17 protein-coding genes are annotated in these 17698 nt (G+C 50.9%); 11 read left to right on the top strand and 6 right to left on the bottom strand.

The annotated features are described in order from the left end of the window. The first annotated feature begins 16 nt into the window (after nt 1–16). Nucleotides 17–3343 (top strand): miniconductance mechanosensitive channel MscM, encoded by a 3327-nt coding sequence (gene mscM / locus CMQ96_RS16685; RefSeq protein ID WP_049086624.1) that lies wholly within the window; start codon nt 17–19, stop codon nt 3341–3343. 119 nt (nt 3344–3462) lie between these two features. On the opposite strand, the gene epmA is transcribed toward mscM, so the two are convergent. Further along, nucleotides 3463–4440: an elongation factor P--(R)-beta-lysine ligase gene (gene epmA / locus CMQ96_RS16680; protein WP_004117360.1), complete on the bottom strand. Its 978-nt coding sequence runs from the start codon at nt 4438–4440 to the stop codon at nt 3463–3465. A gap of 275 nt (nt 4441–4715) precedes the next feature. Between epmA and frdA the strand changes: the two genes are divergently transcribed. The 5 genes from frdA (at nt 4716) to CMQ96_RS16655 (ending at nt 8680) form a co-directional block, all read left to right on the top strand. Further along, a complete protein-coding gene (gene frdA / locus CMQ96_RS16675) occupies nt 4716–6506 on the top strand; it encodes a fumarate reductase (quinol) flavoprotein subunit (RefSeq protein WP_049086631.1) in 1791 nt (596 codons plus the stop codon). Beyond that, nucleotides 6499–7233, top strand: a complete 735-nt coding sequence (locus CMQ96_RS16670) for a succinate dehydrogenase/fumarate reductase iron-sulfur subunit (RefSeq protein ID WP_004097940.1) — start codon at nt 6499–6501, stop codon at nt 7231–7233. The genes frdA and CMQ96_RS16670 overlap by 8 nt, the downstream gene beginning before the upstream one ends. A gap of 10 nt (nt 7234–7243) precedes the next feature. Continuing rightward, nucleotides 7244–7639 carry a fumarate reductase subunit FrdC gene (gene frdC / locus CMQ96_RS16665; protein ID WP_004871138.1) on the top strand — a complete coding sequence of 132 codons (396 nt, stop codon included), beginning with the start codon at nt 7244–7246 and terminating at the stop codon, nt 7637–7639. Between the two features lie 10 nt (nt 7640–7649). Further along, entirely contained in the window at nt 7650–8009 is a 360-nt protein-coding gene (gene frdD, locus CMQ96_RS16660) for a fumarate reductase subunit FrdD (RefSeq protein ID WP_004871139.1), read from the top strand. A 140-nt stretch (nt 8010–8149) separates the two neighbouring features. Beyond that, nucleotides 8150–8680, top strand: coding sequence for a lipocalin family protein (locus CMQ96_RS16655; protein WP_024360245.1), 531 nt, complete (start codon nt 8150–8152; stop codon nt 8678–8680). On the opposite strand, the gene sugE is transcribed toward CMQ96_RS16655, so the two are convergent. From sugE to efp, 4 genes are all read right to left on the bottom strand, one after another. Beyond that, nucleotides 8677–8994, bottom strand: a complete 318-nt coding sequence (gene sugE / locus CMQ96_RS16650) for a quaternary ammonium compound efflux SMR transporter SugE (protein ID WP_004128029.1) — start codon at nt 8992–8994, stop codon at nt 8677–8679. The genes CMQ96_RS16655 and sugE overlap by 4 nt on opposite strands. 140 nt (nt 8995–9134) lie before the next feature. Then, nucleotides 9135–9281 (bottom strand): lipoprotein toxin entericidin B, encoded by a 147-nt coding sequence (gene ecnB, locus CMQ96_RS16645; protein ID WP_004097935.1) that lies wholly within the window; start codon nt 9279–9281, stop codon nt 9135–9137. 163 nt (nt 9282–9444) lie between these two features. Next, nucleotides 9445–9579, bottom strand: coding sequence for an entericidin A/B family lipoprotein (locus CMQ96_RS16640; RefSeq protein ID WP_049250003.1), 135 nt, complete (start codon nt 9577–9579; stop codon nt 9445–9447). Nucleotides 9580–9649: 70 nt separating this feature from the next. Further along, nucleotides 9650–10216 (bottom strand): elongation factor P, encoded by a 567-nt coding sequence (gene efp / locus CMQ96_RS16635; RefSeq protein ID WP_004097931.1) that lies wholly within the window; start codon nt 10214–10216, stop codon nt 9650–9652. Between the two features lie 42 nt (nt 10217–10258). Here efp and epmB point away from each other — a divergent pair, with 42 nt between their 5' ends. Next, a complete protein-coding gene (gene epmB / locus CMQ96_RS16630; protein WP_098067035.1) occupies nt 10259–11287 on the top strand; it encodes an EF-P beta-lysylation protein EpmB in 1029 nt (342 codons plus the stop codon). 159 nt (nt 11288–11446) lie between these two features. Here epmB and CMQ96_RS16625 read toward each other — a convergent pair whose 3' ends face one another. Next, nucleotides 11447–12010: a transcriptional regulator gene (locus CMQ96_RS16625; protein WP_049099666.1), complete on the bottom strand. Its 564-nt coding sequence runs from the start codon at nt 12008–12010 to the stop codon at nt 11447–11449. A 497-nt stretch (nt 12011–12507) separates the two neighbouring features. Here CMQ96_RS16625 and CMQ96_RS16620 point away from each other — a divergent pair, with 497 nt between their 5' ends. From CMQ96_RS16620 to CMQ96_RS16605, 4 genes are read left to right on the top strand one after another with little or no spacing between them, the layout of a single operon-like run. Next, nucleotides 12508–13068 carry a fimbrial protein gene (locus CMQ96_RS16620; RefSeq protein WP_024360242.1) on the top strand — a complete coding sequence of 187 codons (561 nt, stop codon included), beginning with the start codon at nt 12508–12510 and terminating at the stop codon, nt 13066–13068. Nucleotides 13069–13123: 55 nt separating this feature from the next. Then, complete coding sequence (locus tag CMQ96_RS16615; RefSeq protein ID WP_024360241.1) at nt 13124–13816, top strand: molecular chaperone; 693 nt, start codon at nt 13124–13126, stop codon at nt 13814–13816. A gap of 33 nt (nt 13817–13849) precedes the next feature. Next, a complete protein-coding gene (locus CMQ96_RS16610) occupies nt 13850–16393 on the top strand; it encodes a fimbria/pilus outer membrane usher protein (protein WP_024360240.1) in 2544 nt (847 codons plus the stop codon). Between the two features lie 17 nt (nt 16394–16410). Then, nucleotides 16411–17451 carry a fimbrial protein gene (locus CMQ96_RS16605; RefSeq protein ID WP_032711106.1) on the top strand — a complete coding sequence of 347 codons (1041 nt, stop codon included), beginning with the start codon at nt 16411–16413 and terminating at the stop codon, nt 17449–17451. Nucleotides 17452–17698: the final 247 nt, after the last annotated feature.

Here is a 17698-nt window from a genome sequence, read left to right as displayed (position 1 = left end):
AGAAAAAGGTTACGCCGTGCGCCTGATATACACTTTCCTGCTGGCCTGGTGCCTCAGTTTTGGGGCGTACGCAGCGACAGCCCCGGATGCTAAACAGATAGCTCAGGAACTGGAACAGGCGAAGGCGGCGAAGCCCGCCCAGCCTGAGACCGTCGAAGTCCTGCAATCTGCCCTCAACGCCCTTGAGGAGCGTAATGCTTCCCTTGAGCGCGTCCGTCAGTACCAGGACGTTATCGATAACTTCCCTAAACTGTCGCAAACCCTGCGCGCACAGCTCAATAATCTGAGCGATGAGCCGCGCCAGGTCTCTACTACCCTCTCCTCTGATGCGCTGAACCAGGAGATTCTCCAGGTCAGCAGCCAGCTGCTGGAAGCCAGCCGTAAAGCTCAGCAGGAGCAGGATCGCGCCCGGGACATCGCCGACTCGCTTAACCAACTGCCGCAGCAGCAGAGCGATGCCCGCCGCCAGCTGAACGAGGTTGAGCGCCGGGTTGGCGCGCAAAATAGCAATACGCCGCTGGCGCAGGCGCAGAATCTTGGTCTGCAGGCGGAGTCCGCGCGGCTGAAAGCGCTGGTCGATGAGCTCGATCTGGCCCAGCTCTCCGCCAATAACCGTCAGGAACTTTCACGGTTGCGCTCCGAGCTGGCGCAGAAAGAGAGCGAACAGCTCGACGCCTGGCTACAGGCGCTGCGTAATCAGCTAAATAATCAACGACAGCGCGAGGCGGAGAAAGCGCTGGAAAGCACCGAACTGCTGGCGGAAAACAGCGAAAACCTGCCGCCGGATATCGTGGCGCAGTTTAAAGTTAACCGCGAGCTGTCGCAGGCGCTCAACCAGCAGGCGCAGCGGATGGATCTGATCGCCTCGCAGCAGCGCCAGGCGACCAATCAAACCCTGCAGGTGCGTCAGGCTTTAAACACCCTGCGCGAACAGTCCCAGTGGCTGGGTTCTTCCAATCTGCTCGGCGAAGCCCTGCGCGCGCAGGTTGCGCGGCTGCCGGAAATCCCGCGACCGCAGCAGTTGGATACCGAAATGGCGCAGCTGCGCGTGCAGCGTTTACGCTATGAAGATCAGCTCGGCAAACAGCCGCAGCTAAGACAAATTCGTCAGGCGGATGGGGAACCGCTCACCAGCGAGCAGAACCGTATTCTGCAGGCTCAGATGCGTACGCAGACTGAGCTGCTCAACTCCCTGCTGCGCGGTGGCGATACGCTTATGCTCGAACTGACCAAGCTAAAAGTCGCTAACGGTCAGCTTGAGGATGCGCTTAAAGAGATCAACGAAGCGACCCACCGCTATCTGTTCTGGACCTCCGACGTCAGCCCAATCGGCTTCTCATGGCCGCTGGAGATCGTTCAGGACCTACGCCGTCTGATCTCGCTCGATACCATGAGCCAGCTCGGCAAAGCCAGCATGATGATGCTCACCAGCAAAGAGACCCTGCTGCCGCTCTTCGTCGCGCTCATTCTGGTGGGGTTCAGCATCAGCTCGCGCCGCCATTTCACCAGCTTCCTTGAGCGTTCCAGCGCGCGCGTCGGCAAGGTTACGCAGGATCACTTCTGGCTCACGCTGCGCACGGTGTTCTGGTCAATACTGGTGGCCTCGCCGCTGCCGGTACTGTGGATGACGCTGGGCTATGGTCTGCAGGCCGCCTGGCCTTTCCCGCTGGCGGTCGCCATTGGCGATAGCGTCACCGCCACGGTGCCGCTGCTGTGGGTGGTGATGATTTGCGCCACGTTCGCCCGCCCGAACGGCCTGTTCGTCGCCCACTTCGGCTGGCCGCGTAGCCGCGTCAGCAAAGCGATGCGCTACTACCTGATGAGCATCGGGCTGATCGTGCCGCTGATTATGGCGCTGATTACCTTCGATAACCTCAACGATCGCGAGTTTTCCGCCTCGCTGGGCCGCCTCTGCTTTATGCTGATTTGCGGCGCGCTGGCGATGGTGACCCTGAGCCTGAAACGCGCCGGAATCCCGCTGTATCTGGATAAAGAAGGCAGCGGCGACAATATGCTGAACCGGCTGCTGTGGAATATGCTGCTCGGCGCGCCGCTGGTGGCGATGCTGGCGGCGGCGATCGGCTATCTCGCCACGGCGCAGGCGCTGCTCGCCAGGCTCGAAACCTCGGTCGCCATCTGGTTCCTGCTGCTGGTGGTCTATCACATCATCCGCCGCTGGATGTTGATCCAGCGGCGCCGCCTGGCGTTCGATCGCGCCAAGCACCGACGGGCGGAGATCCTCGCCCAGCGCGCACGTGGCGAAGAAGAGGCTCAGCATACCAGCAGCCCGGAAGGTTCAATGGAAGCCGAGGTCAGCGAGGTCGATCTGGATGCCATCAGTACCCAGTCGTTGCGTCTGGTGCGCTCCCTGCTGATGCTAATCGCGCTGGTGTCGGTTATCGTGCTGTGGTCAGAAATCCATTCCGCGTTTAGCTTCCTGGAGAATATCTCGCTGTGGGACGTCACTTCTACGGTACAGGGCGTTGAGAGCCTGGAGCCGATTACCCTCGGCGCGGTGCTGATTGCCATCCTGGTGTTGATTATTACCACCCAGCTGGTGCGCAACCTGCCCGCGCTGCTGGAACTGGCGATCCTCCAGCATCTGGAACTGACGCCGGGCACCGGCTACGCCATCACCACCATCACGAAGTATCTGCTGATGCTGATCGGCGGTCTGGTCGGCTTCTCGATGATTGGCATTGAGTGGTCCAAGCTACAGTGGCTCATTGCCGCCCTCGGCGTCGGTCTCGGTTTTGGCTTGCAGGAGATCTTCGCCAACTTTATCTCCGGCCTGATTATCCTGTTTGAGAAACCGATACGAATTGGCGATACGGTCACTATTCGCGATCTCACCGGCAGCGTGACGCGTATTAATACTCGCGCCACGACTATCAGCGACTGGGACCGTAAAGAGATTATCGTGCCGAACAAGGCGTTCATCACCGAACAATTCATCAACTGGTCGTTGTCGGATTCCGTGACCCGCGTAGTGTTAACGGTGCCTGCGCCGGTGGATGCCAATACCGAAGAGGTGGCGCAGATCCTGTTAAATGCCGCGCACCGCTGTTCGTTGGTTATCGATACCCCGGCGCCGGAAGCGTTCCTCGTTGACCTACAGCAGGGGATCCAGATTTTCGAGCTGCGTATCTACGCCGCCGAAATGGGTCACCGTATGCCGCTGCGCCACGAGATGCATCAGCTGATTCTGGCCGGGTTCCGCGAGCACGGTATCGATATGCCGTTCCCGCCGTTCCAGATGCGCCTGGAGAGCATCGATGGCAGAAAAAGCAGCAGAGCGCTGACCTCGGCAGGGAAAACCAGCCGCACGCCCGGCAGCCTGTAAGAACGGCCTTGCCTGAACACAGGCAAGGCCAGAACGATCGCACTACCGGACAATCAACCATACCGCCGTACATCGGCGGTCATCCCCGTCAATGTCCTGCAGGAAAGTGGAAAGGAAGATCAGGCGCGGTCGACGGTAAACGAGATAACGTCGCCGATGCTTTCTGCGCCCAGCGCCAGCATCACCACCCGGTCAACGCCCAGCGCTACGCCGGAACAATCCGGCAGCCCGGCTTCCAGGGCAGCCAGCAGATGATGATCGATGGGCTGCTGCGGCAGGCCGCGAGCCGCACGCTTGCGGTTATCCTGCTCAAAACGCTGCCGCTGTTCGCGGGCGTCGGTGAGCTCATGAAAACCATTAGCCAGCTCAATGCCTTTGTAATAGACCTCGAAACGTTCCGCTACGCGATGATCTTCAGTGCTGATTTGCGCCAGTGACGCCTGGCTGGCCGGGAAATGATAGATAAACGTCGGACGATCTTTACCAATATGCGGCTCGACGCCCATGACAAAAAGTAGCTGAAGCAGCGTGTCCCGATCCTCTTCCGTATCGGCAATATTGCTCAAATCGAGCTTCGCCGCCACTTCGCGCAGCTGCGTTTTATCTGCCGACAGCGGGTCGATTTCCAGATGACGCAGGAAGGCTTGCTGATAAGAGAGGCTTTCGGCCGGCTGGCAGTCGAGTACCTGCTGTAGCAGATCGTCTACTTCGTTGATTAGCCGGTACATGTCATAGCACGGACGATACCACTCCAGCATGGTGAATTCCGGATTATGGTGACGCCCCATCTCTTCATTACGGAAGCTACGGCATAGCTGAAACACTGGGCCGCAGCCGGCCGCCAGCAGGCGCTTCATGTGATATTCCGGGCTGGTCATCAGGTACAGGTTCAGCCCCTGAGAGTGGCCAGGACCAACGAAACGCGTCTCAAACGGGACCATATGAATATCCGTCACCGTCGCCTGACTCATGCAGGGCGTCTCCACCTCCAGCACGCCGCGGTCGGTAAAGAAACGGCGAATTTCCGCCATCACCGCTGCACGTTTTAACAGATTTGGAATGGATGCGCTCGGCTGCCAGGTTGCCGTTTCGCTCATGGTACTTTCTCCGATTTGAAACAAGGGCACGAAGTCTACTCGTAACTGGCAGATGAAACAAATTTTGTGCGAATGCGTAAACGCGTTACATACACTTAATTTATTGATAACCCAAAAGCATAAAGCAAGCAGATAAACAACCGCACAGAACGATAAAAAAATCGAACACGTCAATTTTCCCTTATGACCCTACGGCTATACTCCTTACCTATAAAGGAGCAGTGATACGTTTTCGCCAGCCCGGCGGCGAAATAAACAAAAACTGGAGGAATGTCGTGCAAACTTTTCAAGCCGATCTTGCCGTAATAGGCGCAGGCGGAGCAGGTCTTCGCGCCGCAATAGCCGCCGCGCAAGCTAATCCAAATGCTAAAATCGCTCTAATTTCAAAAGTCTATCCTATGCGCAGCCATACCGTTGCTGCTGAAGGGGGTTCCGCTGCCGTCGCGCAGGATCATGATAGCTTTGAGTACCATTTCCACGACACCGTTGCAGGCGGCGACTGGCTGTGTGAGCAGGACGTCGTTGACTACTTCGTTCATCACTGCCCGACGGAAATGACCCAGCTCGAACAGTGGGGATGCCCGTGGAGTCGCCGCCCGGACGGCAGCGTCAACGTCCGGCGATTCGGCGGCATGAAGATCGAGCGAACCTGGTTCGCTGCCGATAAAACCGGCTTTCATATGCTGCACACCCTGTTCCAGACCTCGCTTCAATTCCCGCAAATCCAGCGCTTCGATGAGCATTTTGTTCTGGATATTCTGGTGGATGATGGCCAGGCTCGCGGTCTGGTCGCGATGAATATGATGGAAGGTACGCTGGTGCAAATCCGCGCCAACGCGGTCATTCTGGCGACCGGCGGCGCAGGACGCGTGTATCGCTACAATACCAACGGCGGTATCGTCACCGGCGACGGTATGGGTATGGCGCTCAGCCACGGCGTACCGCTGCGCGATATGGAGTTCGTGCAATATCACCCCACCGGTCTCCCGGGTTCCGGAATTCTGATGACGGAAGGCTGCCGCGGCGAAGGCGGTATTCTGGTCAACAAGAACGGCTACCGCTATCTGCAGGATTACGGCATGGGTCCGGAAACTCCGCTGGGCGAACCGAAAAATAAATATATGGAGCTGGGCCCGCGCGATAAAGTATCCCAGGCTTTCTGGCACGAATGGCGTAAGGGCAACACGATCCCCACGCCGCGAGGCGATGTGGTCTATCTCGATCTGCGCCATTTGGGCGAGAAAAAGCTGCTTGAACGTCTGCCGTTTATCTGCGAACTCTCGAAGGCCTACGTTGGCGTCGATCCGGTGAAAGATCCCATTCCGGTACGTCCGACCGCGCACTACACCATGGGCGGGATCGAAACCGACCAGCAGTGTGAAACCCGCATCAAAGGGCTATTTGCCGTGGGCGAATGTTCTTCGGTCGGCCTGCACGGCGCCAACCGCCTTGGCTCCAACTCCCTGGCGGAGCTGGTGGTGTTTGGCCGTCTGGCCGGAGAACAGGCCATGCAGCGCGCAACCGAAGCGGGCGAAGCCAATAGCGCCGCGCTGGACGCGCAGGTCGTCGATATCGAGAACCGCCTGAAAGATCTGGTTAATCAGGAAGGTAACGAGAACTGGGCCAAGATTCGTGACGAAATGGGCCTGTCAATGGAAGAAGGCTGCGGTATCTACCGTACGCCGGAGCTTATGCAGAAAACGGTTGATAAGCTGGCCGAGCTGCAGGAGCGCTTCAAGCGCGTGCGTATCACCGACACCTCCAGCGTGTTCAATACCGACCTGCTGTACACCATCGAACTGGGCCATGGCCTGAACGTCGCCGAATGTATGGCGCATTCCGCCCTCGCGCGTAAAGAGTCCCGCGGCGCGCATCAGCGTCTGGACGAAGGCTGCACCGAGCGTGACGACGTCAACTTCCTCAAGCATACCCTCGCCTTCCGCGATGCCGACGGTAATACCAGTCTGGAGTACAGTGATGTGAAAATCACCACTCTGCCGCCGGCAAAACGCGTGTACGGTGCGGAAGCGGAAGCAGCCGAGAAGAAGGAGACGACGAATGGCTGAGATGAAAAATATGAAAGTCGAAGTGGTGCGCTACAACCCGGAAGTGGACATCGCACCGCACAGCGCTTTCTATGAAGTTCCCTACGATGAGCAAACCTCACTGCTTGATGCCCTGGGCTACATCAAGGACAACCTCGCGCCAGACCTCAGCTACCGCTGGTCCTGCCGCATGGCGATTTGCGGTTCCTGCGGCATGATGGTGAACAAGGTGCCAAAGCTGGCCTGTAAAACTTTCCTGCGCGAATACACCAAAGGTATTAAAGTCGAGGCGCTGGCCAACTTCCCAATCGAGCGCGATCTGGTGGTCGATATGACCCACTTTATCGAAAGCCTGGAAGCCATTAAGCCGTACATCATTGGCAACCCGCGCACGCCCGATCAGGGCCCGAACACGCAGACGCCGGCGCAAATGGCCAAGTACCACCAGTTCTCCGGCTGCATCAACTGCGGCCTGTGCTATGCGGCCTGTCCGCAGTTTGGTCTTAATCCGGAGTTTATCGGCCCGGCGGCGATCACCCTCGCCCATCGCTACAACGAAGACAGCCGCGACCACGGTAAAAAGGAACGTATGGCGCAGCTTAACGGCCAGAATGGCGTCTGGACATGTACTTTCGTAGGCTACTGCTCCGAAGTCTGCCCGAAACACGTCGACCCGGCGGCCGCGATCCAGCAGGGCAAGGTAGAAAGCTCGAAAGACTTTCTTATCGCCACCCTGAAACCACGCTAAGGAGTGCTGTATGACGACTAAACGCAAACCCTACGTGCGGCCGATGCCGTCCACCTGGTGGAAAAAGCTGCCGTTTTATCGCTTCTATATGCTGCGTGAAGGAACGGCGGTACCCACGGTCTGGTTCAGCATCGTGCTGATTTACGGGCTGTTCGCACTGAAGCATGGCGCGGAGAGCTGGGCGGGCTATATCGGTTTTCTGCAAAACCCGATTGTCGTGATCCTGAACCTGATCACGCTTGCAGCCGCGCTGCTGCATACCAAAACCTGGTTTGAGCTGGCGCCGAAAGCCGCCAATATTATCCTTAAAGGCGAGAAAATGGGGCCAGAGCCAATTATTAAAGGGCTTTGGGTCGTCACTGCGGTCGTCACCGTGGTGATCCTGTTTGTCGCGCTGTTCTGGTAAGGAGGCTGGAATGATTAATCCCAATCCAAAACGTTCGGATGAGCCGGTATTCTGGGGGCTGTTTGGCGCTGGCGGCATGTGGGGAGCGATTATCGCCCCCGTCATTGTGCTGCTGGTAGGTATTATGCTGCCGCTGGGCCTCGCGCCTGCTGACGCATTCAGCTATGAACGCGTACTGGCTTTTGCCCATAGTTTTATTGGCCGTGCATTCATTTTCCTGATGATTGTTCTGCCGCTGTGGTGCGGGCTTCACCGTATTCACCATGCGATGCACGATTTGAAAATTCACGTACCCAACGGTAAGTGGGTCTTCTATGGACTCGCGGCGATTCTGACCGTCGTCACCCTCGTCGGCATATTGTTCATCTAAACGGATAGCCGTACGCGGCTTTTACCTCAGCTGCAATAAGCCCGGTAGCATTCTGTTACCGGGCTCGCTTCTCAAGAAAATTCTGCCGCATTTTTCCTGCCTGACTCTACACTTAGCTTAAAACTGGCAAGGAAAAAATTATGCGTCTGCTACCCGTTATTGCGGTTGTTGCCGCTTCATTTCTGCTTGTAGCCTGTACTACGCCGGCACCGCCTCCTGGCGTAACCGTGGTTAGCCCCTTCGACGCTCAACGCTATCTTGGTACCTGGTATGAGATTGCCCGCTTCGATCACCGTTTTGAAAGCGGCCTGGAAAAAGTCACCGCAACGTATAGCCTGCGCGATGATGGCGGGCTGAACGTGGTAAATAAAGGCTACAACCCCGATCGGGGTATGTGGCAAAAAACCGATGGCGTAGCTTATTTTACCGGGGAACCCACTCGCGCCGCGCTGAAGGTCTCATTTTTCGGCCCCTTCTATGGCGGTTATAGCGTGATAGCGCTGGATAAGGATTATCGCTACGCGCTGGTTTGTGGACCCGATCGCGACTATCTCTGGCTACTTGCGCGCACGCCGAAAATCCCGCCGGAAGTGAAGCAGCAGATGCTGGATATCGCTACCCGGCAAGGATTCGACGTGAGCAAACTACTATGGGTCAATCAGCAGTATTAATGCGCGCTCATTTTCAGGCCAATGATGCCAATCACAATGCACGCCAGGCTGGCAATGCGCATCGGGCTGGCGGATTCGCCCAGCAGGATAATACCCGTCACGGCTGCGCCGACCGCGCCTATTCCGGTCCAAACGGCGTAAGCCGTCCCTACGGGCAACGTTTTCATCGCCCATGACAACAGCGCCATGCTGATGACCATGGCGGCAATCGTTATCACGCTTGGCACCAGGCGGCTAAAACCGTGGGTATATTTCAGACCGACTGCCCAGACGACTTCCAGCAGACCAGCGATAAACAGAACTAACCAGGACATATGGCTCCTTTGATGGGGCCGTCCCCAGATGTGAAACGCTTACAGGTCGTCCCGTAAGGCAGATGATATTTCACAGGAATTATACACGACGTGACTAAGGTGAGGAAGAACGGTACGACCAGCGGCCGTACCGCTATGGTCTATTGCTGAGCTTTGGTCGCGGCGCCCGAAATCGCGCTGCCGCCTTCTGAAATATCCTGACCAACACCGCGCGTGGTGTTACATGCAGTCAGTACAGAGGAAAGAGCCAAAACCGTAAAGAACGCTGCAATCGCTTTTTTTACCATAATGTCATCCTTATTAACCAGTTTTAGTTATCGTGCTCTATAAGCATAGACAAACTGGTCCAGGATGAGGGAAACGCGGCGATTTTTAAGAGAAAAAGAGGTTAAAAGGATTGAGCCAAACGGAGAAACTAATTGTGAATGAGGATTTCCTGATGAAATCAGGTTAACTGGCAGCATGAGAAATGACATGGCCCAGACTTTGGATATCTTCACCGACGCCGCGAGCCGTATTGCATCCGGCCAGAAGAGCGCAGCTTAGTAATAATAGTAGTACCGGAAGTTTTAATTTATGAGCCATCTTCCCTGCCTGCGTCTACGCTCGGTAGAGGGCGCAGCGAAACGCTGCGCCAACCATCTCAGCGCATAAATTACTTCACGCGGGATACGTATTCGCCAGAGCGAGTATCCACTTTGATGACTTCGCCGATCTGTACGAACAGCGGAACCTTAACCACGGCGCCAGTGGAGAGAGTTGCAGGTTTACCGCCGGTACCAGCAGTATCGCCTTTCAGGCCTGGATCGGTTTCAACGATTTCCAGCTCAACAAAGTTCGGCGGCGTAACGGAGATTGGCTGACCGTTCCACAGAGTCACAATACATTCAGCCTGATCCAGCAGCCATTTAGCGTTGTCGCCAACGGCTTTAGCGTCAGCGGCCAGCTGTTCGAAAGTAGAGTTATTCATGAAGTGCCAGAACTCACCGTCGTTGTACAGGTAAGTCAGGTTCATATCGACAACGTCCGCGCCTTCAGCGGAATCCGTAGACTTGAAGGTTTTCTCTACACGGGTACCCGTCAGCAGGCGGCGCAGCTTAACGCGCGCAAAAGCCTGGCCTTTACCTGGTTTAACGAATTCACTGGCTTCAACTGCATAAGGTTCGCCGTCCATCATGATTTTAAGACCGGCACGAAAATCGTTGCTATAGTAAGTCGCCATAAGGCCCTCTGAAACTTTGTTAATTGGTAGCTAAGCCACAAAATGGCGCATATTGTAACCCTAAATACCCCATCCAGAGAAGATTGGTTAACGCAACTTGCCGATGTTGTGACCAGTCCTGATGAACTGCTGCATCTTTTAAATGTAGACGCTGATGCGAATCTATTGGCGGGACGCGATGCCAGGCGCCTGTTCGCACTGCGTGTCCCGCGGGCATTTATTGCCCGTATGGAACCAGGAAACCCCAACGATCCACTTCTCCGTCAGGTACTTACCTCCCGGGAGGAGTTTGTTAATGCTCCGGGATTTACCACCGATCCGCTGGAAGAACAGCACAGCGTTGTGCCTGGTCTACTGCATAAATACAGCAACCGCGCGTTACTGCTGGTTAAAGGCGGCTGTGCGGTTAATTGTCGTTATTGCTTCCGCCGCCACTTTCCCTATGCTGAAAACCAGGGTAATAAGCGCAACTGGCAGATGGCCATGGAGTACATTGCGTCTCATCCAGAGCTGGATGAAATCATTTTTTCCGGCGGTGACCCGCTGATGGCGAAAGACCCAGAACTAGACTGGCTGCTTACGCAGTTGGAAGCCATCCCGCATATTAAGCGCCTGCGTATCCACAGTCGGTTGCCTATTGTGATTCCTGCGCGCATTACCGATACGCTGGTTGCGCGTATCTCTGCTTCATCGTTGCAGGTACTGCTGGTGAACCATATCAACCATGCTAACGAAATAGATGCGGCTTTTCGTACCGCGATGAAGAGTCTGCGTATAGCTGGCGTCACTTTACTTAATCAAAGCGTACTACTGCGCGGCGTAAACGATGACGCGCGCACGCTCGCCGATCTAAGCAATGCGTTATTCGATACCGGAGTCATGCCTTATTACCTTCACGTTCTGGATAGAGTGCAGGGCGCAGCACATTTTATGGTCAGCGACGAAGAGGCGAGGAAGATTATGCGTGAACTGCTCACGATGGTATCTGGTTATTTAGTACCAAAACTTGCACGGGAAATCGGTGGTGAACCGAGCAAAACACCGCTGGATTTGGGCTTAAAACAGCGCTAATCAATATGTCTGCCGGGCCCGGCCTGGCAGACACTATCAGGATGCAGTCACTGACTGACATCAGAACGCAAATGCAACATTACTTCACGTGAAAAAATCAACCCAGCTAAATATTACATATACGTATAAAAGAATAGCCTAAGCACATATTAATTTTATTCATAATATTAAAGAAAGTATATTGGTTGCTATTAAGGCTACCAGTAGCAGCAAAAACCAGCCCGGCAAACTCAAAGCTGGCTGCTTATTATTATCATTTATATGTAACTCTGGAGGCCTTGCGGGGTTATCAAGCACCTTCCTTTCCGCCATGAGAGGAGCAACATTGCTTATTATCGGTATGTTTTCTAAATTTCCTGACTCTTCTTCATCGGTTCTGGACAAAAAATCAACGTGGGAATCTGCTGCCAAAACAAAGCCACGCTGCCGTACAGTAACAATGATATCTTGCGATAATCCAGCTTTTAGTAGTGACTTTCTTAATAGCGAAATATTTTGATAGAATGTATTTTGCGAGACAACAACGCCTCTCGTTTTCCACACTGCATCTAAAAACTCCTCACGAGATATAACTTTTCCATTGCTTTCCAGCAATAGTTGAAGACAACGCGCGGTAGGTGCATTTAGAGCAACGCAATCACCGTGCTCACCTAATGGTTTTAGTTTATTCACATTTGTATCAAAAATAACTTCATTATTAATGATATATTCGTTGAATACCATAATGTTATCCCTTCCTTTATTGGATATGTGAAATCACAACAAATAAAAATAGAGTTCATCGTCAAAGGCCAGAAAATCCTTTTCACAACCGGAGTCAGTTGACTGCAGACAAAAAAACCACGTTATCCGTCCGACATGAACAAGATTAACATGTTATTTTTAGGCAAAGAGACGATGGCGCCATTATTATACTAGCCATCTTAAACCATTACTAAACAGACAACAAAACATGAACTAATGACAATTCAAGTTTTAAATAAATTTTAGATAAAATTCACATGCATTTTGCCCCCCTTCCATTTAAATTCGTCGTCGCTCTAGCCTATAAAGCCTGAAGACTGGCGTTAAGGACGAGCGAAAGGAAACGATAGGGCTCAGGCGCAGATAAAGGTCAGTCAGTTATTAACTACTAGTTAATTATTAACAATAGTTATAGTTGATAACCAAGCCAGGCATCTATTCAGGAATTTTTAAGCTTTTATAAATGGATTAAATAAATGAAAAAAACAATCGTAGCTGTAATGGTCGCTGCATCTGCAGTTCTGAGCGCACAGGCTTTCGCGGCAGGGAACAGTTCTCAACTGACAATTCTCGGCAACGTAACCAATACTGGTGAATCCTGTAACGTTACTCCATCAGCTCAGATCCAAGGCGGTTCCTTAACTCTGGATGATGTAAAAGCCTCTATCCTGGAAAGTCAGGGGGTTAACACTCCATATATGGCGCTGGCTAAAGATATTGAGTACAAAATCGAAGACTGTCAGAAAGGTGCAACTGATTACACTGGTAACCTGAACGTTACTGTAACTGGTGACTATATCAGCGGTCAGGATAATGTTCTGACTAACACCGCGGTTAGCCCAGCAACTAACGCCGCTGTAACCGTTATTAATACCGACGGTTCACGCGTTAGCTTTACTGGCACAACTGCAAAAACTATCGCTTATACCGCAGGCACTCCGTCTTATATGCGTTATAAAGCAGCATATGTTAAAACAGCGAACGGTGTAACCGAGGGTGCTGTTAAAGGTGTTGCAACCTTTACTATCAACTATTAATACTCAGCAGGGCTTACCACTGGTAAGCCCTATTATTGTATTCAGGGAATGAATTATGTTGAAGTCATCATTAAAAATAGTGGCAGCCTTTTCTCTTTCAGCTAGTTTTTTTGCCCATAGCGGTGTAGTCGTGGACTCTACACGACATCTTTTTAAAGAGGGCTCGAGAGAGATAAGCGCCAACCTGGAAAATAAAGATGACATTCCTTATTTAATCAAGTCATGGGTTGAGCCCCGTGAAGGTAGCCAAAACTCTCTTTTTATGGTGACTCCCCCACTTTTTCGTCTGGAAGCAAAACAGAAGAATACGTTACGAATATTTCCTAACGCCCATATAACCAATGCGCCTAAGGATCGAGAGACTGTTTACTATTTCAATGTTATGTCTATCCCGCCAACCAATGACGCGGATACTGATAAAAATAAGATTCAATTAGCTGTACGCCATAGAATGCGTCTTATCTACCGCCCATTGTCCTTACAGGATCTGACAGTCAACCAAGAAGCAAAAAAACTAGAGTGGCATAAATCAAGTAATAAAATCACGTTAAAAAATCCGACGCCATTCTTTATCTATTTTAAATCTATAAAAATCAATGGTAAGGAAATCAGTGGTTCCGTTAATAATATAGATGCATTTACTACCAAAGAATTCCCTTTGCCAGCTGGTGTTAATGGTTCAGAAATAGAGTGGAAAGTTGCTACTGACAATGGAGGCACGGGTTCTGCCTATTCATCATCAATATAATTTTGTTCTGTTCGATCGGCCAGGGTGAAAAGTATGTCTATTTTAATAAAAAAAAGGGATAGTGTTTTTTCTGGTGTGTCCCACACATTTTTCGTGCTTGTTCCTGCGTTAGCCCTCGGTTTGTGCAACAATGCCCTGGCGCGTGATTTCTTTGATCCTGATTTTATAAAATCAGTTGGTCAAAACGATCCCTCTTCAATACCGGACTTATCCTTATACGCATCGAAAGATGCTCAGGCACCGGGTGAATATCGCATTGATGTGATTTTAAATAACGACCTACAGGAAACAGCTGATATTCGGTTTGTCGAAAAAAAAGATCCTGCTTCGGGCGATTTGAAACTGGTTCCGTGCCTGAGCATGGCTAAGTTAATTAGCTATGGTTTACGCTCTGAAGCATTCCCGGCTCTAAAAGAGGACACTAACGGGTGTGTGGACTCGAGTATCATTCCTAACTTTACAACCGATTTTAACTTCAATACTCAACAGCTGATTATCTCTATACCGCAAGCAGCACTGTCAACTAAAGCACAAGGTTTTGTTCCTCCTGAAGAATATGATGACGGGATCAACGCATTGCTGACCAATTATCAGTTCAGTTCAGGCAAAGACTACGAGGCCAATAACGAATATTATAACCTTAACCTGCAGTCCGGGCTGAATATCGGGCCATGGCGACTTCGAAACCTTAGCACCTGGAATAAATCAGCAGGAGCGAAAAGCGATTGGGACTCCGTTTATCTGTATGCTCAGCGCAGCATCATTCCATTAAAGAGCACGCTGGTAATGGGGGAAAGCTCATCCCTGTCGAGCATTTTTGATAGCGTGCCCTTTACAGGGGTTCAGCTGGCGACAGACGAGGACATGATCCCGGAAAGCCTACGCGGTTTCGCGCCAATTGTTCGCGGCATTGCCAGAACTAACGCCCGTGTCGTTATCAAACAGAATGGTTATCAGATTTACCAGGCTTTTGTTGCTCCCGGTGCCTTTGAAATAACCGACCTCTACTCTACCGGCGGTAACGGCGATCTGTACGTTACCGTAGAAGAAGCCGATGGTTCCCGTCAAAACTTCGTCGTGCCATACGCTTCTCTGCCGCTGATGCTCAGAGAAGGCCAGATGGAGTATGAAATTACCAGCGGTCAATATCGTCCCTATGACGACAATATTGATGAAAAACCCTTTACGCAGGCCACCATAAGCTATGGCGCGTTAAGTAATACAACGTTTTATACCGGTATACAGGCAGCATCTAACTATCAGGCGCTGGCATTTGGCGTTGGGCAAAACCTTGGCGATATCGGCGCACTTTCAGCTGACGTCACCGAAGCGTGGTCTAAGAAGAAAGATGCGGATAAAACGTCCGGGCAGTCCTGGCGCATCCGATATGGTAAAAATATTATTGAAACCGGTACTAATATTACCGTCGCTGGTTATCGCTATTCAACTTCCGGCTTTAATACACTTACCGATGTGATGAATTCTTATAACAACCGTTATGGTGGTTATACGTCTCACTCGATACGTAACCGCACCAATATTACCGTCAGCCAAAGCCTGGGGGCTGGTTTAGGCAGTCTTTCCGTATCCGGCATATTCGAGGACTATTGGGATAGCAATCGCCACAACAACTCATTAAACGTTGGCTACAATGGTGGATTCCGTCGCTTTAACTATTATGCAGGTTATAGCTATAGCCGTTATTCCTGGGGCAGTAACGGCTCAAGCCGCACTGTAGAAGACGACCACGTAGTTTCCTTTAATATCACAGTGCCGCTAGGTGACTGGCTGCCGAACACCTATGCAACCTATAACGTGACTAACAGCAGCCCTGGATCTACAGATGAGTATGTATCTCTTAGCGGCGTAGCGCTGGAGAATCATAATCTGGACTGGAACGTTCAGCAAGGTTATAGCAACCGGGAAGATGCCAGCGGTGGCGTATATAGCAATTACCGTGGTTCAATGGGCTCAGTTAATGGTGGGTACAGCTATGGCAAACATAGCCAACTACTGAATTATGGCTTGAACGGCGGGATATTGGTTCATGCTGATGGCGTTACGTTAGGTCAGGAGATGTCCGAAACCTCCGTATTAGTCAAAGCGCCAGGTTTAGATCATGTTCGTCTCGAGAACGATGCAACCATTGAAACTGATTATCGCGGTTATGCTATTATCCCTTACGTCACACCATACCATCGTACCAGCGTGACCTTAGATAACACTACCCTGAGTGATAATATGGAACTGCCAAATACTACCCAAAAAGTAGTTCCTACTCGCGCGGCAATCGTACGGGCAAATTTCGAGGGAAATATTGGTCGTCGTGCGTTCCTGATACTGAAAAGGACATCGGGCGATAATGTTCCTTATGGTGCTACGGTAACCTTAACAGCAGATAAAAAGGCTCAAGCCAGTATCGTTTCTGATGGCGGCATGGTCTATCTGTCAGGCCTGAAAGATAATGGTGAAGTTTACGCTCAATGGGGAACTAAAACAGAGCAGCAATGTAAAGCGACATATAGCCTGGTACCGGTGATCGAAGGCATCACGCAAGCTACTGCTGTTTGCCGTTAATAGGGATAACGAATACTATGAAAAATTTATTTATTTTAGTTATTTTGATAAGCGGCATTAGCTGGCAAGCGCAAGCAAATTGTCAAAAGTATGGAAGTGGTGGTGGTGGAATAACGGTTAACTTCGGCACTACAGCCATCCTTGCTGACTCAACACTACCAAATGGTTCAATACTGGCTACTGCTGTTCGCGGTGGTAATGTTACTGATATTAAAACATATTCGGGTTGTGCTCCTGATGATATCTTTGTTATAAGAAGTACAAATGATATTGATACTGGCGTAACTGGAGTCCAGAATATGCCGGTTTACGCTACAGGAATTCCTGGCATCGGTTATCAAATGTCAGATATAACAATTGGCACAATTCGACGGCCTATTCCTGCCAAGTTGAACGATCCTATACCGGCCAACAGTCACACTTATTCTAAAACAAGTATTTCGGGACAAGTCACTGTTTGGTTAGTTAAAACAGGTCCGATTACAAAAAATCAATTACCTGGTTTAATTACTGTATATTTTTTAGCCGGAGCTCCAGGTTCCCAAACGCAAGGTACAGGTAACCCTAATAGTTCGCAATTATTAAAAATTAACATCAATCTAAGCTCTATAAGATTTAAAGAAACAACATGTAATGTTAACCCGCGAGGCGGGAGCACTGTGATGCTACAGAGTATAGATGTATCTCAGTTGAAAGCATTAGGGCAAGGAGCTGCCACAGGTAAACAGAAAAAAATAACATTAGACATTAGCTGTCCAGACTCAGAAGTAGGCCTTAACTATCTATACTGGTTCAACCCTATTACAGAGAACTCATCTACGACTGACGGTGTATTGCTAAACGCACTACCAAGTGGAGCAAAAAATGTTGGTTTTATAATTAAAAAAGGAGCAAGCCCAATTAAATTTTATGATCTGGATAGCTATGAGTACAGGAGTATGGCAAAAAACCAAACTTTAGAACTTACCGCTGATTACTATAAACTCTCAGATGATGTTTCAGTTGGCACTACCGGGGAGGTTAAAGGTCAATTCGAAATTATCCTCCAGGAAAAATAGCATCGTATAATAAGTACGCTACACCAATAGTGATTTTCATATCTTGGTGTAGCGTAGTAATTCTAAGAACACATTTACCCATTTAAACTAACTTATCCCCCTCTCCACGTAAAATAGCCACATTCATCAGTTCTATAAACAGCAATAAATCCAATAAATAAAACTCACGTTTTTAGTTAAGAGCGTTATATATCAAACCATTCATGATAGATAATTACTTAACTCAATATATATTCATTTCACAAAA

This window comes from Klebsiella sp. MBT K-1 (assembly GCF_002556465.1).
GTDB classification, from domain to species: domain Bacteria; phylum Pseudomonadota; class Gammaproteobacteria; order Enterobacterales; family Enterobacteriaceae; genus Klebsiella; species Klebsiella grimontii.
This window is presented reverse-complemented; position numbering and strand designations above follow the sequence as displayed.

Excerpts from the sequence above, each read along its gene's own strand:
- epmA (WP_004117360.1), bottom strand. The coding sequence starts at position 4,440 with ATGAGCGAAACGGCAACCTGGCAGCCGAGCGCATCCATTCCAAATCTG.
- CMQ96_RS16670 (WP_004097940.1), top strand. The coding sequence starts at position 6,499 with ATGGCTGAGATGAAAAATATGAAAGTCGAAGTGGTGCGCTACAACCCG.
- frdC (WP_004871138.1), top strand. The coding sequence starts at position 7,244 with ATGACGACTAAACGCAAACCCTACGTGCGGCCGATGCCGTCCACCTGG.
- frdD (WP_004871139.1), top strand. The coding sequence starts at position 7,650 with ATGATTAATCCCAATCCAAAACGTTCGGATGAGCCGGTATTCTGGGGG.
- CMQ96_RS16655 (WP_024360245.1), top strand. The coding sequence starts at position 8,150 with ATGCGTCTGCTACCCGTTATTGCGGTTGTTGCCGCTTCATTTCTGCTT.
- sugE (WP_004128029.1), bottom strand. The coding sequence starts at position 8,994 with ATGTCCTGGTTAGTTCTGTTTATCGCTGGTCTGCTGGAAGTCGTCTGG.
- ecnB (WP_004097935.1), bottom strand. The coding sequence starts at position 9,281 with ATGGTAAAAAAAGCGATTGCAGCGTTCTTTACGGTTTTGGCTCTTTCC.
- CMQ96_RS16640 (WP_049250003.1), bottom strand. The coding sequence starts at position 9,579 with ATGGCTCATAAATTAAAACTTCCGGTACTACTATTATTACTAAGCTGC.
- efp (WP_004097931.1), bottom strand. The coding sequence starts at position 10,216 with ATGGCGACTTACTATAGCAACGATTTTCGTGCCGGTCTTAAAATCATG.
- epmB (WP_098067035.1), top strand. The coding sequence starts at position 10,259 with ATGGCGCATATTGTAACCCTAAATACCCCATCCAGAGAAGATTGGTTA.
- CMQ96_RS16625 (WP_049099666.1), bottom strand. The coding sequence starts at position 12,010 with ATGGTATTCAACGAATATATCATTAATAATGAAGTTATTTTTGATACA.
- CMQ96_RS16620 (WP_024360242.1), top strand. The coding sequence starts at position 12,508 with ATGAAAAAAACAATCGTAGCTGTAATGGTCGCTGCATCTGCAGTTCTG.
- CMQ96_RS16615 (WP_024360241.1), top strand. The coding sequence starts at position 13,124 with ATGTTGAAGTCATCATTAAAAATAGTGGCAGCCTTTTCTCTTTCAGCT.
- CMQ96_RS16610 (WP_024360240.1), top strand. The coding sequence starts at position 13,850 with ATGTCTATTTTAATAAAAAAAAGGGATAGTGTTTTTTCTGGTGTGTCC.
- CMQ96_RS16605 (WP_032711106.1), top strand. The coding sequence starts at position 16,411 with ATGAAAAATTTATTTATTTTAGTTATTTTGATAAGCGGCATTAGCTGG.